This is a genomic window from Thermocaproicibacter melissae (genome assembly GCF_024498295.1).
Lineage (GTDB): Bacteria > Bacillota > Clostridia > Oscillospirales > Acutalibacteraceae > Thermocaproicibacter > Thermocaproicibacter melissae.
The window spans coordinates 1,131,779-1,146,757 of record NZ_CP101827.1 but is presented as its reverse complement, the minus strand read 5'-3'; the positions used below and the strand labels follow the sequence as shown (position 1 = coordinate 1,146,757).

Here is a 14,979-nt window from a genome sequence, read left to right as displayed (position 1 = left end):
TGCTTTATTCCCGGATTCTGACGCATTTTAAAGGTGATAATTTTGTTTGGTTATGTCAAACCTCAGAAGTCAGAATTACTGGTGCGTGAATTTGAAGCATACCGCGGTGTTTACTGTGCCCTATGCCGCAGGCTCGGAAAAGACTACGGCTTTCCGGCACGCTTGGTGCTGAATTACGACTGCACATTTTTTGCGGTTCTCCAGCTTGCCGTTGCAGAGAGCACCGAACCTGACTTCTACCGAGGGCGGTGCGTCGTCAATCCGCTGAAAAAATGCGGTTTTTGCCGGGAAAATGGGCAGGAACTTGCTTCGGCTGCCGCGCTGACAGTGATTCTTGCTTATTACAAAGTCAAAGATAACATCGCAGATTCTGGTTTCTTTCGGAGACTGCTTTCGCTTATAGTGCTTCCTTTTTTCAAGCAAAAAGAACGAAAGGCAGCGAAAAAATACCCTGAGCTTGAGAAAATCGTTGCCAGTGCCATGCAAGAGCAGGCCATGGTAGAACACGAAGACTGCGGCATAGACCGTGCTGCGGAACCGACGGCAAAAATGCTGGCAGGTATTTTCGAGACCATCGGCGCAGGCAGCAGTTTAGGGCGTATTCTTCACGAAGCTGGGTATTACCTCGGCAGATGGATTTACCTAATGGATGCTGCCGACGACCTACAAAAAGATATAAAAAAGAAGAATTTCAATCCGTTTGCGGTCCACTTCAAGCTGACACCGGAAAGCACCCAAGAACAGCTGGAACAGGCACGCGATTTTGCAAACGAAGAGTTGAACAGTACGCTTGTACGGCTCCGTGCGGCGATTGATCTGCTGGAAATGAACAGCCTAGGGCCGGTCGTACGCAATGTTGTTGCCAACGGACTTCCGATGATGCAGAAAGAACTACTTTATAAGAAGGAGAGCGGCAATGTCAGACCCTTATAAAATCCTCGGTGTTTCTCCGACAGCGTCGGACGAAGAGATCAAAAATGCATACCGCACTCTTGCGAAGAAATACCATCCGGATAACTATGCGAACAGTCCTCTCGCAGACCTGGCCAGTGAGAAAATGAAGGAAATCAACGAAGCTTACGACCAGATAATCAACGAGCGGAAGAATAAACAAGCGGGCGGCTACGCAGGTACGGCTTCCGGCAGTTATTCCACATCTTATTACGCTTCCAGCTCGGAATATCAGGATGTGAGAAACCTGATTATAGCTGGCCGTATTGCAGACGCGGAGCAGATTCTCGACGGAGTCCCAACCGACCGCCGCAGCGCGGAGTGGTATTTTCTCAAAGGCTCCGTGCTTTACAGACGTGGCTGGCTGAATGAGGCTTATCAAGACCTTGTGAGAGCCTGCCAGATGGATCCGTCCAACGCGGAATACCGTGCGGCGCTGAACCAGCTCAACAGTCAGCGTAGCGGAATGTACGGCGGCTATAACCCGAATGTTCCCACTACCGGAAATTGCACCGGATGCGATGTTTGCGCCTCGCTCTGCATTGCAGATGCCTGCTGCGACTGCTTGGGCGACGCTGGGTCCTGCTGCTGAAGAATTCCGAGGGAGGGCATACGGTTGAGTCGGAGTGTGAAAGTCGCGTTCTGCGGAATAATGACTGGGGGTTCCATTGCCGTCCTTTTCCTCACGGGCGTTATCCCGTTCGGCCGCATGGCGCTCGCGGGGCTTGCTGGTCTATTGCTCATCGCCGTCGTAACGGAGATTGGCACGCCGTGGGCGTGGTCCGTATACGTTGCGGTTTCACTCCTTGCTGTTTTTGTTGTTGCATATAAGCATGCGGTTGTGGCTTATATCCTTGTTTTGGGCTGTTACCCAATCCTGAAGGCGGTTATAGAGAAACGGACGAAGGGTTGGTACAGCCTTGTTTTGAAGCTTGTGTATTTTAACGCAGCGGCGCTTCTCGATTTCTGGGTTGCCGTAACCCTGCTCAGTGTTCCGAGAAGCAGTTACAGGATTTTCGGCATGAATTTGCCGTGGCTCCTTCTGCTCATCGCCAGCGCGGGATTCCTTGTGTATGACTACGCGCTTTCGCTGATTGCCATTGGCTATTATGAAAAAATTCACCCGATTGTTCGTAGAGTATTTCACAATTAGAATCAAGTGTTTTGCATAATTGCGCTGCAAAGACACTTGATTTTTTTTAGCATTCCGTTTAAAATATTGGCAATAGAAAAGACCGGAACGCGGTTCCGGCCTATCTTTTGTGGGGAGAAATCAATACCACGGCTAGCCCGCGCAGAGCCGTGTGCCTGAAATTTTTGCGCGGAGAAACGGCAGTTTTCATGGATAATTTACTGGAAGCCAGAATTCAACGGAAAGCCATGGAGTTTTCCAAAGGACAGAAAAAAATCGCAGCCTATATCAGAGAGAACTATGACAAGGTCGCATTTATGACGGCGTCGAAACTCGGTGCAACGGTCGGCGTCAGCGAGTCGACTGTGGTACGCTTTGCAACGGAGATCGGGTATGACGGTTACCCGCAGCTTCAGCAAGCCATACAGGAGATGATCCGCAACAAACTGACGATGGAGCAGCGCATGAACGTTACGGCTGCCCGCATCGGGGATTCCGACGTCCTTGATTATGTGTTCAATCAGGATATCGACGTAATCCGTCGAACAATGGAAGAAACGTCCCATGAGGATTTTTACCGTGCAGTGGACGCCATCACGGCATCCCGCAAGATTTATATTCTCGCGGCACGCAGTGCCCTTGCACTCGGTACGTTCTTGTTCAACTACCTGAATATGCTGTTTGAAAATGTCCTTTTGGTGCAGTCGACAAGCGAGGGCGAAATCTTTGAGCAGATGATTCATCTGAATGAGAACGACACGGTCATCGGCATCAGTTTCCCTCGCTATTCGAGAAAAGTTGCCCACGCCATGGAGTTTGCGCACAAACAAGGGGCAAAGGTTGTCGCCATTACGGACTCCAACGTGTCCCCAATTGCCGAGAATGCAGACTTTACACTGCTTGCCCACAGCGACATCGCGTCCATCGTGGATTCGCTCTGCGCACCGCTTAGCCTCATCAATGCGCTGATTGTCATGATTACCATTAAAAAATCCGGTGAGGTCAAGCAGACTTTCCAGAAGCTTGAAGATATTTGGGACGAGTATGGCGTGTATGAGAAGGTAGAGGATGCCGGAAAGTGAACTGTGATGCACTGGTTATCGGAGGGGGACCGGCCGGCATGATGGCTGCCGGAACAGCAGCACGGAACGGTCTCTCGGTTTGGCTGTTGGAAAAAAATGCAGTTCTTGGCAAAAAACTGCGCATTACCGGCAAGGGGCGCTGCAACGTTACGAACGCCTGTGACGTGCGTACGGTTGTGGAATCCACCCCCACAAACGGCCGCTTCCTTTACGGAGCGGTTTCGCAGTTTTCTCCATCCGATACTGCGGCGTTTTTCGAGTCTCTCGGTGTTCCGCTGAAGGTTGAGCGTGGGAATCGGGTTTTCCCTGTTTCCGATAAAGCGGCCGATATCGCCGAAGCATTGATTGGCTTTGTCCGCAGTGCCGGCGTTAAGATTCTCCGCGGCGAAGCAAAAAAGCTTCTGGTCGAAGACGGCCGTGTCCGCGGCGTTGAATTGAAAGACGGCAAAATTATCACGGCTGCGAATGTGGCAGTCTGCTGCGGCGGAGCATCATATCCCGGGACGGGTTCAACCGGCGACGGCTATCTTCTGGCAAAGCAGGCAGGCCACCCGGTGACGCCGCTGCGGCCTTCGCTTGTGCCTCTTACCGCGCAGGCGGAAGACGCGCAGGATTGCCGCGACATGATGGGACTCTCTTTGAAGAATATCGCCATCCGTGTTACCGACACAAAGACGAAGAAAGTTGTTTATGAAGATTTCGGGGAAATGCTGTTTACGCATTTCGGGCTTTCCGGCCCTGTGATTCTCAGCGCCAGCGCCCATATGCGCAACATGGAACCGGGGCGCTACCGCGTTTCCATTGACCTAAAGCCTGCGCTCACGCCGGAAAAGCTCGATGCTCGGCTTCTGCGTGACTTTGAAAAAAACCGCAATCGGGATTTTTCAAATTCGCTGTCGGAGCTGCTGCCGCATAAATTCATCCCGGTGGCTGTCCGCCGTTCGGGAATCCCGCCGGAAACGAAGTGCCACTCCCTGACCCGTGAGATGCGGCGTTCCTTTGCGTCCCTCCTCAAAAATTTTGAAATCGGCATCGAGGGCTTCCGCCCGATTGCCGAGGCGATTGTGACATCCGGCGGCGTCGAGGTCGGCTTAGTCGACCCTAAGACGATGGAGTCGAAACTTGTTCATGGCCTGTACTTCGCTGGAGAAGTTCTTGACGTGGACGCTTACACTGGGGGATTCAACTTGCAGATTGCCTTCAGTACCGGAAGACTCGCGGGAAATTCCATGCGTCGTGAAGAAGTAGAAGCGAAAGGATAGAATAATAATGACCGCAGTTGCAATTGACGGCCCTGCAGGAGCAGGAAAAAGTTCAGTCGCCCGCAAAACGGCTGAGAAACTCGGATTTTTGTATGTAGACACTGGTGCGCTGTATCGGGCAATCGGGCTTTATATGCTGCAAAATGGCGTTGACCCGGGGGATGCCGACACGGTAATTCCGCTTTTAAAAAAAATTACGGTTTCTTTGAAATACTGCGGCGGGGAACAGCGGGTGTTTCTCTGCGGAAACGATGTGTCGGACAAGATCCGCACGGACGATGTTTCGCTGGCAGCCTCGCGCGTTTCTGCCATTCCGGAGGTGCGCAGTTTCCTTTTGTCTTTGCAGCGGGATATCGCAAAGGAAAACAACGTCCTGATGGATGGGCGAGACATCGGCACGGTCGTTTTGCCGGATGCGCAGGTCAAGGTGTTTCTCACTGCTTCCACGGAGGAACGTGCAAAGCGCCGCTATTTTCAGTTGCTTCACAGCGGAATCAAAGCTGACTATGACGAAGTTCTGGAAGATTTAAAACAGCGCGATTATAACGACACACACCGCGCTATCGCTCCGCTCAAGCCTGCCCCCGACGCGGTTGTGATGGATACGACCGGGCAGACGCTTGAACAATCCGTTGAACTGTTGATTCGCTTGATTCAGGAAAAAACCTCCGCAAATATTACTTAATGGGATAGGAAGAAACATGACAAGCTGGCTTTATCAATTTGCGCGTCACGGCCTCAAGTGGTTCTTTTGTACCTTAATGCCTTTTCGTGCCCACAACAGTGAGCGTATGCCCCAGAGCGGCGGGGTTATTCTTTGCAGCAACCACCTGAGCAATACGGACCCGATTCGCATCGCATATTCTCAGAAGCGACAAATCAACTTTATGGCGAAGGCGGAACTGTTTCGGTTCCGTCCTGTTGGGGCGATTATTCGGGCGCTCGGTGCTTTCCCTGTCGAACGCGGGAAAGGCGACAAGAACGCCATCAACTCTGCGTACGAGATTCTGCGGCGCGGAGATGTTCTCGGCATTTTTATTGAGGGAACCCGTTCAAAAGACGGAAATCTTCTCCCTCCGAAATCCGGAGCCGTGCTGATTGCACACAACTGCAATGTTCCCATTTTGCCTTGCTGCATCACTGCAAAGGACGGCGGGTTGCCGAAACTCTTTCGGCGGTGCATCGTTTCCTACGGCGAATTGATTCAACCGGAAGAACTAAATATCAAGAATGGTACTCCGAGCGAACTTCGCGCTGCGAGCAAACTTGTCATGGAACGAATTGCGACTTTGCGCGAAGAAAGCCTCAAAGAGTTTTCTTCCGGCAAATGAACGAATGGCTGACATTGCAATCAGCAGGAGGGTAAAATGCAGATTACGGTAGCTTCCTCGGCCGGCTTTTGTTTCGGTGTGAGTCGGGCAGTCAAAATGGTTTCCGAGCTTCTTGATGCAGGCAAGAAAGTCTGCACGCTCGGCCCAATCATCCACAATCCTCAGACATTGAAGGAGTTTGAGGAGCGCGGCGTTACCATTGCACAAAATGTTGCCGAAGCTCCGCAGGATGCCACTTTGGTCATTCGTTCTCACGGAGTTGGGCAAAATGTTTATGACGAAATCGCCAAACGAGGCCTTTCCTTCTGTGACGCGACCTGCCCGTTTGTTGCGAAAATTCATGCAATCGTCAAAAAAGCTTCCGCAGAGGGTAAAACCGTCTTAGTCGCCGGAAATCCGGACCATCCGGAGGTGCAGGGAATCCTCGGGCACTGCAGCGGGCCGAGCTTTGTTTTCCGCAGCGCAGCGGAACTCCAGAAGATTACTTCCGAACAGGAGAACCTGAAAGAAAGCCCTGTTTGTGTTGTATCACAGACGACTTTTAGCGTTGCAGAGTGGGAAAATTGTTTGGAAATCATTCGAAAAGTGTATACAAATGCGGTTGTTTTTGATACAATATGTAATGTAACTGCAATTCGCCAAAAGGAAGCGGCTGAATTGTCACGCGCCTGTGACGCAATGATAGTGATAGGCGGCAGGGAAAGTTCCAACACCGCTAAGCTATTCAATGTGTGCCGCGCGAATTGCAATACTTTTTTTGTGGAAGCCGTGGACGAGCTTCCGATTGAGGCCTTGAAAAAGGCCAAGCGGGTTGGCATTACTGCTGGTGCTTCCACGCCGGCAAGCATTATAAAGGAGGTATTTGATACCATGTCAGAAGTTAATGAGACGACGCAGACGGCAGGTGAAGCTGCTGCAGAAAATACGAAGGAGAATCCGGCCGAGGGCAGTTTTGAAGAAATGCTCGAAGAATCCCTCAAGACCTTGAATACCGATGAAAAGGTCCACGGTGTTGTTGTTGGTGTCACACCGACCGAAGTCCTTGTGGATGTCGGAAGAAAACAGGCCGGTTACATCCCTGCGTCTGAACTTTCGGCTGATCCGAACGTAAAGCCGGAGGATGTCGTCAAAGTCGGAGATGAGATGGACCTCCTTATCATGCGTACCAACGACCAGGAAGGAACAATCATGCTTTCCAAGAAGCGTTTTGACGCTGCTAAGGGTTGGGAAGAAGTTGTTGCTGCTGCTGAAGATAACACGGTTCTCGAGGGAACAGTTACCGAAGTTGTCAAGGGCGGCGTAATCGTCGTTAGAAAGGGCGTGCGCATTTTTATCCCTGCTTCGCAGGCTACCGCATCCCGCAACGATCCATTGGAAGATCTCCTGAAGAAGCAGGTTAAGTTCCGCATCATTGAGGTCAACCGCGGCCGCAAGCGTGCAGTTGGTTCCATCCGTTCCGTTCTACGCGATGAGAAAAAGGCATTGGAAGAGAAGTTCTGGGAGACCGCGGAAGTGAATAAGGTTTACACCGGCGTTGTCAAGTCCCTGACCTCTTACGGCGCATTCGTAGACCTTGGCGGCATTGACGGTATGATTCACATTTCCGAACTGTCTTGGACGAGAATTAAGCATCCTTCCGAAGTCGTCAACGTGGGAGACACCGTTACGGTTTATATCAAAGCGCTTGACCGCGAGAAGGGCAAGATTTCTCTCGGCTACAAGAAAGAAGAAGATAACCCGTGGGTGATTCTGAAGAATCAGTACCCGGTAGGAACCGTTCTGGATGTTAAAGTTGTCGGCCTGACCACCTTCGGCGCATTCGCTCAGGTTATTCCGGGCATTGACGGTCTCATTCATATTTCCCAGATTGCGGATCACCGCATTGAAAAACCGCAGGATGTTCTCAAAGTCGGCGATGTGGTGAAAGCGAAGATTACGGATATTGATTTCGACAGACACCGCGTAAGTCTTTCCATCCGCGCACTTTTGGAAGAACAGGCAGAAAAAGCCGAAGAATCCGAAAATAACTGATTTCTATGCGCTGCAGGGCACAAAGAATCCAAGGGTTTCTTTGTGCCCTTTTTGTCGTCCCCCGGAATAGATTTAAGTTTCTTTCACAAAATAATTTCTCCCGGAGTATTATAGGGTAATTCAGTTTCAGGGAGAGATATTATTATGAGGGTACGGCGCCGCAGAACAGCACGGCCCAAGATCCTGCTTGCCCTTGTCCTAGCCATTACTGCCCTTTTGATTTTTAACTGGCAGATTAAGCCGGTCATGGAGTCGGAGACCGAAAATGCTGCGAAGGTCAGGGCCGTAAGCATCATCAACAGCACAGTGCTCGATGAAATCAGCAAAAATCCTGTTCGTTACGAGAATCTGGTACATATCACACGCGACTCGGAAAACGGGGTTCTTTCTCTTACGTCCGATGTCATGAAAATGAATGAATTTAAGTCAAAAATAGTCCTAGCCGTTCAGAAAGAACTCCAAGACCATGAGGATTCCTCCGTCAACATTCCAATCGGTACGCTGATCGGCAGTCATTTGTTCCATGGGCGGGGGCCCGGCCTTAACTTAAAAATCACGCTTGCCGGCAACGTGAAGGCGGATTTTAAGAGTTTGTTCGAGTCTGCCGGAATCAACCAGACGCGGCACAGAATTTATCTAACCGTGGCAACCAGTGTGTATTCTTTCCTTCCCGGTGTTGAAAGCACAACAGATGTGAGCACCGATGTGCTTGTTGCCGAGACTGTCATCGTGGGGGATGTACCTCAGGTAGTAGTGGACAGTAAGCGAAGTTGAAACCAATCGCAGAAAAGTGGGGATTGAAATGAATTTACAGGAAGCGGAAAAATTAATTGCGGAACTTTCTGAGCAGATCCGTTATCACAACAAAAAATATTACGACGAAGACGCGCCGGAAATCGACGACGCAGAGTACGATGCGCTGTATCGCCGCCTTGAAAATCTGGAAGCGGAGTTTCCGGAACTTGTAAAGCCGGATTCTCCTACACAGACAGTTGGCGGCCATGCGCTCGCAAAATTCTCACCGGTAACGCATACGGTGCCGATGGAGAGTCTGCACGATTCCTTCTCGGAGCAGGAACTCATTGATTTTGACCGCCGTGTGCGTGCCGTGGTGCAAGACCCCGTCTATATTGTGGAACCGAAGTTTGACGGGCTTTCCGTTTCTATTGAGTACCGTGATGGCGTTCTGGTGCGCGGTTCCACGCGCGGCGACGGAACAGTCGGCGAGGATATTACCGAAAATATCCGTACCATTCGCACAGTGCCGAAAAAGCTCAAAGAGCCGATTCCGTTCCTTGAGGTGCGCGGCGAAGTCTATATGTCCCACAAGGTCTTTTTCGAGCTTTCCGCCATGCAGGAACTAAACGGTGAGAAAACCTTCAAGAACCCCCGCAACGCGGCGGCCGGCTCCCTGCGGCAAAAGGATGCGAAAATCACGGCTTCTCGCAAGCTGGATATCTTCGTTTTCAACGTGCAGCAGATCAACGGCGTGGAACTTTCCGAGCATGACGAAGCGCTGAAATTTCTGAAAAACCTCGGCTTCACCGTTCCGCCGTTCTTCACAAGGTGCAATACCATCGAAGAAGTCATCGCCGAGGTTCGCCGCATCGGCGAGATGCGCGGTTCTCTCGATTATTCCATTGACGGTGCTGTCGTCAAGGTGAATTCTTTCGCGCAGCGCCGGATGCTCGGCAGCACGGCGAAATTTCCGCGTTGGGCGGAAGCCTTCAAATATCCGCCGGAGGAAAAGCAGACAAAGCTGCTGAACATCGAAGTAAACGTGGGGCGCACCGGCGTCCTCACGCCGACCGGTGTTTTTGAGCCGGTTATGCTTGCGGGAACTACCGTAAGCCGCGCAACGCTTCATAACCAAGATTTCATCTCGGAAAAGGATATCCGCATCGGCGACACCGTTGTGCTCCGCAAAGCAGGGGAGATTATTCCGGAAGTGGTTTCCGTGGTTTCTCATGCACCGGATTCGGTCCCGTTTGTTCTTCCGAACACCTGCCCATCCTGCGGTGCCCCCGTCGTGAGGGAACCGGGCGAAGCCGCAACACGCTGCACCAACCCCGAGTGTCCGGCGCAACTTCTCCGCCATCTGATCCATTTCTGCTCCCGTGATGCAATGGATATTGACGGCTTTGGCCCTGCCGTTTTGGAACAGCTTGTTTCCAGCGGCCTCATCGCTTCTCCGGCCGACCTCTATACCCTTACGGAGGAACAGTTGATTTCCATGGAGCGCATGGGCAAAAAATCGGCGGAGAACCGCTTGAACGCGGTGGAAAAGTCAAAGCAGAACGACTTGTACCGCCTCGTTTATGCCTTGGGCATTCCGCACATCGGCCTCAAGGCCGCAAAGCTTCTGGCAGCGCGCTTCGGCTCCATTGATGAAATTTTCCGTGCGTCGGAAGAGGAAATCGCCACCATTGACGGGTTTGGCGAAATCATGGCGCGAAGTGTCCGCCAATTCTTTGATCTTCCGAATACGGCTCACCTCATCGGCCGCCTTCGCGACGCAGGCGTCAACCTCACGGCTATGTCGCAGGGAGCTAAAGATTTACGCTTTGCCGGAAAGACCTTCGTACTGACTGGAACGCTTCCGACTATGACGCGGTCGCAGGCGACGGAAATCATTGAGAAATTCGGCGGAAAAGTCAGCGGCAGCGTCTCGAAAAAAACGGACTATGTCCTTGCCGGCGAGAACGCAGGCAGCAAACTCACAAAGGCCAACCAGCTTGGCATAACGGTTATCACCGAGGAAGACTTTGAAAAGATGATTCAGTAATCTGTGCCGCTCCGCATGACGGAGCGGCTTTTTCAAAGAAAAGAAGGATTATTTTGTTGAACGAAAGGGTTGCAGTTGAATTGAATGTCCTAAAATGGTAAAATAAATTTCTATAGGGCAGGTGGGAGTAATTGAGCATCAAAAAATGGCAGGTCATGTCGTTTGACCGCATTCAAGCGACGAAGCTGGCAGCAGAGGTCGGTGTACCTCCGTTGCTCGGAGTGCTTTTGCAGACTCGCGGCATTACAGACCCCGGGCAGGCGCGGACAATGCTCTCGCCCGGGGCCGAGTTTTCTGACCCCTTTTTGTTGCCGGATATGCAGAAAGCCGTTGAACGCATCGGCCGCGCTCTGGACAGCTTTGAGAAGATAGCCGTTTACGGAGACTATGACGCAGATGGCGTCACAGCCACCGCTATGATGTACTCTTACTTGGAATCCTGCGGCGGCAATGTGATTTTTTATATTCCGGATCGCGAGGCAGAAGGCTACGGCCTGAACATGGATGCCGTCAAAGCCCTGCATGACGAAGGCGTTTCCTTGATTCTTACGGTTGACAACGGGATTTCTTCCGTCGCTGAAGTGGAATACGCCGCAAGCCTCGGCATCGACACAGTTATCACCGACCATCACAGGCCGAAAAGTGAACTGCCGAAGGCCGTCGCTGTGGTTGACCCATGGCGAGAAGATTGTACCTGCCCTTACCGGGATTATTCCGGTGCGGGCGTTGCTTTTAAGCTGCTGACGGCTCTGGAAGGTCCGGAATTTGGAGCGGAAGCCCTGCTCGATAATTACGCCGACCTTGTCGCCATCGGTACCATCGGCGATGTGGTGCCGCTTACCGGCGAGAACCGCCAGCTTGTCAGCTCCGGACTCATCGCGCTTTCCAATGGAGACCGCCCTGGCCTTGCGGCTTTGCTGGAGCTTTGCGGAATGGACCAGCGTCCGCTCACAGCCATGGATGTTGCGTATACCATTGTTCCGAGAATCAATGCCACAGGGCGCATGGGAGCTGCAGATCGCGCCGTCAGGCTGCTTACGGCAGACTCGATGGAAGATGCGGAAAATTTGGCAGCCGAGATCTGTTCGGAAAACGCCTCACGCCGCAAAATCGAGGACGAGGTCCTGCAGGAAGCGATGAACTGCTTCCGCGAGAATCCGTCGCTGCTGTATGACCGGGTTCTAGTCGTGTGGGGAGAAAACTGGCACCACGGCGTCATCGGCATTGTCGCGGCCAAAATTACCGAGCGTTTCGGCAAGCCATGTATCGTCCTTTCTTGTAACGGGAAAGATGCGAAGGGGTCGGGCCGCAGTGTCGAGGGATTTTCCTTGTTCGATGCGGTATGCTCCTGCGATGACCTGCTCACGAAATACGGCGGGCATCCCATGGCGGCAGGAATGTCCCTGCCCGTTTCCAACCTTGAAGAATTCCGGAAAAGAATCAACCAATATGCAGCTTCGCTGCCCGGGCCTATGCCCGTTCCGCTTTTGCGGATTGACTGCGTTTTGAAACCGGAGAAACTTTCTGTTGATATACCGCAAAGCCTGCAAATGCTGGAACCGTTCGGAACAGGCAATCCGTTCCCGCTGTTTGGGCTTTTCGGCGTCGTCATAACGGACATTACGCCCGTCGGTGGAGGAAAACATCTGCGTTTAACGGTAAAAAAAGGCAACACATCCGTTTCCTGCATGAAATTCGGCGTAACACTGGAACAGTTCGCTTTTCGTGTGGGGGATACCGTCGACCTTGCTGTGGTTTTGAAAGCAAGACCGTACGGAGGACATTTGACTCTTTCGGTCATTGTACGGGATATCCGATTAGCCGGAATGGACGAGGAAGCGCTTATCTCCGGCCGCGCCCTGTATGAGAAAGCTCTGCGGGGAGAACTGCTTTCCCCTGAGGAAACGGCAGAACTTCTCCCAACACGTGAGGTGTTTTCAACGGTTTACCGTGCACTGCGGGATAACGGCGGCTTTTGCGGAGAACCGGAGTATTTCTTCAGCCGCCTTTCCGGCGCGGGCGGATTTGCCGCATTTCTAACTGCGCTTGCCGTTTTTCAAGATTGCGGGCTGATTGAGGAAGACCGAGAATCCAATACATACCGGGTCAGGGTTATGCGGACAAGCGGAAAAGTGAATCTTGAGGAATCCCCGCTTTTGGTATCGCTCCATTCCGCGGGGAAAGCAGGTGAACAGTAATGGCATCGCCTCTTAAAACATTTGATGATTTAAAAGCAAGCATTGCGGCAAGCGAGCATGAGTATGACATGGACGTCATCGAGCGAGCTTACCGCCTTGCCGAAGAATCCCATAAAGGACAGAAGCGCCTTTCCGGCGCGCCGTATATTTCCCACCCGGTGGCAGTAGCGTGCATTCTGGTGGAGCTGGGCATGGACACCGAGTCTGTTGCCGCTGGCCTTTTGCACGATGTCATCGAGGACACGCCAATTACGCTTGAACAGCTGCGCAAGCAGTTCGGAAGCGAAATTGCCAGCCTGACGGACGGAGTGACAAAGCTCGGCAGAATTCCGTATTCTTCCCGTGAAATTCAGCAGGCAGAGAATCTCCGCAAGATGCTGATTGCCATGAATGAGGACATCCGCGTTATCATTATCAAGCTGGCGGACCGCCTTCACAATATGCGCACGAGCGAGTACTGGGATGAGCAGAAACAGCGCGACAAAGCCCGTGAGAACATGGAGGTTTACGCTCCTATCGCTCACCGTCTCGGTATCCGAACGGTTAAAGAGGAACTTGAGGATCTTTCGCTGCGCGTCCTCGACCCCGTTGCTTACCACGAAATTGAAAACGGGTTGGAACTGCGGGCAAGTGAGCGCAATGCGTTTATTGAAATGACAAAGAAGCGCATCATGGAACGCGTTTCGCAGACCATTCCGAATGTTTACCTTGAGGGACGGGTCAAGAGCATCAACGGAATTTACCGCAAAATGTTCCTTCAGGGTCGTTCGATGGATGAAATCTATGATATTTACGCGGTTCGCGTCATCGTGGACACCGTGAATGACTGCTACAACGTGCTCGGCATTATTCACGATATGTTCCGTCCACTGCCGAACCGGTTCAAAGACTACATTTCCACGCCGAAACCGAATATGTACCAGTCTCTCCACACGACGGTCATCGGCAAGGAAGGCATCCCGTTTGAGGTGCAGATTCGCACTTGGGAGATGCATCATACAGCGGAGTATGGTATCGCGGCGCACTGGAAATACAAGCTCGGCATAACAAGCGGTAAGGAAGATATGTTTGAAAAACGTCTTTCCTGGATTCGTCAGATGCTGGAGAGCCAGAAAGACAGCGAAGACGCTACCGACCTTGTGCGCATGATTAAGTCGGACTTGGCGCCGGAGGAGGTTTTCGTCTTTACTCCGCGCGGCGACGTCATCAGCCTTCCGGCGGGTTCCACGGTCATTGATTTTGCCTACGCGATTCACAGTGCCGTCGGCAACCGCATGATTGGTGCAAAGGTTGATAAGCGCATTGTCCCGCTTGACTACAAAGTCAAGACGGGCGAAATCGTAGAAATCCTCACCGCAAAAGAAGCGCGCGGCCCGAGCCGCGACTGGCTCAAGATTGTCAAAACCAGTGAAGCGCGCAACAAAATCCGCACCTGGTTTAAGCATGAAAAACGCGATGAGAACATTGCCGAAGGCCGAAGCGAAATGGAGCGCGAGCTTCGCCGAAACGGAATTGACTTTGAGAAGGATAAGCTGAACGCCATCCTCCTGAAACTGGCACCGCGCAACAATTGCCGTACGGTAGAAGATGTTTACGCCGCTATCGGCTACGGTGGTATCCCAATGTGGAAAATCATGCCGAAGCTGAAAGAAGCCTGGCAGAAGGAGCACGCGCAGGCCGCCCCGGCCGTGCAGCAGGATGTACAGGAAAAGCAGCGGCAGCCCGCGCCGCGCAAAAGCGCCGCAGGCGTTATTGTGGACGGTATGGACAACTGCCTTGTCAAATTCTCGCGCTGCTGCAACCCGCTTCCCGGTGACGAGATTATCGGCTTTATTACGCGCGGTTACGGCGTTTCCATACACAAGCGCAGTTGCTCGAATGTTCCGCAGAACATCAGCGAAGCTCCGGAGCCAGAGCGCTGGGTCAAGGTGCACTGGGCCGGTGAAGTGAACGAAGAATTCAAGACGACCATCGAAATCGTCGCAGAGGACCGCTCCGGTCTGCTCGCGGATATTACGCAGCAGCTGTTCAATATGCATCTGTTCATTCACTCGCTGAACTCCAGAGAGACAAAAGACGGCTCGGCGTTTATTTCCGCATCCATTTCTGTCCATGGTATCGAACAACTGAAAACAATCATGTCACGCCTATCGGCTGTACCGGGCGTACTTTCGATTCGCCGTACTTGACGGTGTGAAGCAGGAGGT

12 protein-coding genes are annotated in these 14,979 nt (G+C 52.2%); all 12 read left to right on the top strand.

Going from position 1 to position 14,979, the window contains the following annotated elements; all coding sequences use genetic code 11:
- The first annotated feature begins 42 nt into the window (after positions 1-42).
- The 12 genes from NOG13_RS05680 to NOG13_RS05625 all read left to right on the top strand — a co-directional run bounded on the left by NOG13_RS05680 (position 43) and on the right by NOG13_RS05625 (position 14,961).
- Positions 43-933 carry a DUF5685 family protein gene (locus NOG13_RS05680; protein ID WP_283109613.1) on the top strand — a complete coding sequence of 297 codons (891 nt, stop codon included), beginning with the start codon at positions 43-45 and terminating at the stop codon, positions 931-933.
- On the top strand, positions 917-1,543 hold the full coding sequence (locus NOG13_RS05675) for a J domain-containing protein (protein ID WP_283109612.1): 627 nt from the start codon (positions 917-919) through the stop codon (positions 1,541-1,543). Before NOG13_RS05680 ends, NOG13_RS05675 begins: the two co-directional genes overlap by 17 nt.
- A 24-nt stretch (positions 1,544-1,567) precedes the next feature.
- Entirely contained in the window at positions 1,568-2,104 is a 537-nt protein-coding gene (locus NOG13_RS05670) for a hypothetical protein (RefSeq protein ID WP_283109611.1), read from the top strand.
- A 188-nt stretch (positions 2,105-2,292) separates the two neighbouring features.
- On the top strand, positions 2,293-3,165 hold the full coding sequence (locus NOG13_RS05665; protein WP_283109610.1) for a MurR/RpiR family transcriptional regulator: 873 nt from the start codon (positions 2,293-2,295) through the stop codon (positions 3,163-3,165).
- Complete coding sequence (locus tag NOG13_RS05660; RefSeq protein ID WP_283109609.1) at positions 3,162-4,427, top strand: BaiN/RdsA family NAD(P)/FAD-dependent oxidoreductase; 1,266 nt, start codon at positions 3,162-3,164, stop codon at positions 4,425-4,427. The genes NOG13_RS05665 and NOG13_RS05660 overlap by 4 nt, the downstream gene beginning before the upstream one ends.
- A gap of 7 nt (positions 4,428-4,434) precedes the next feature.
- A complete protein-coding gene (cmk, locus tag NOG13_RS05655; RefSeq protein WP_283109608.1) occupies positions 4,435-5,112 on the top strand; it encodes a (d)CMP kinase in 678 nt (225 codons plus the stop codon).
- Between the two features lie 16 nt (positions 5,113-5,128).
- Complete coding sequence (locus tag NOG13_RS05650; RefSeq protein WP_283109607.1) at positions 5,129-5,758, top strand: lysophospholipid acyltransferase family protein; 630 nt, start codon at positions 5,129-5,131, stop codon at positions 5,756-5,758.
- 36 nt (positions 5,759-5,794) lie between these two features.
- Positions 5,795-7,789, top strand: a complete 1,995-nt coding sequence (locus tag NOG13_RS05645) for a bifunctional 4-hydroxy-3-methylbut-2-enyl diphosphate reductase/30S ribosomal protein S1 (RefSeq protein ID WP_283109606.1) — start codon at positions 5,795-5,797, stop codon at positions 7,787-7,789.
- 144 nt (positions 7,790-7,933) lie between these two features.
- Entirely contained in the window at positions 7,934-8,563 is a 630-nt protein-coding gene (yunB, locus tag NOG13_RS05640) for a sporulation protein YunB (protein WP_283109605.1), read from the top strand.
- A gap of 28 nt (positions 8,564-8,591) precedes the next feature.
- A complete protein-coding gene (ligA, locus tag NOG13_RS05635; protein WP_283109604.1) occupies positions 8,592-10,574 on the top strand; it encodes an NAD-dependent DNA ligase LigA in 1,983 nt (660 codons plus the stop codon).
- Positions 10,575-10,705: 131 nt separating this feature from the next.
- Positions 10,706-12,772, top strand: coding sequence for a single-stranded-DNA-specific exonuclease RecJ (gene recJ / locus NOG13_RS05630; protein WP_283109603.1), 2,067 nt, complete (start codon positions 10,706-10,708; stop codon positions 12,770-12,772).
- Complete coding sequence (locus tag NOG13_RS05625) at positions 12,772-14,961, top strand: RelA/SpoT family protein (RefSeq protein ID WP_283109602.1); 2,190 nt, start codon at positions 12,772-12,774, stop codon at positions 14,959-14,961. Before recJ ends, NOG13_RS05625 begins: the two co-directional genes overlap by 1 nt.
- Positions 14,962-14,979: the final 18 nt, after the last annotated feature.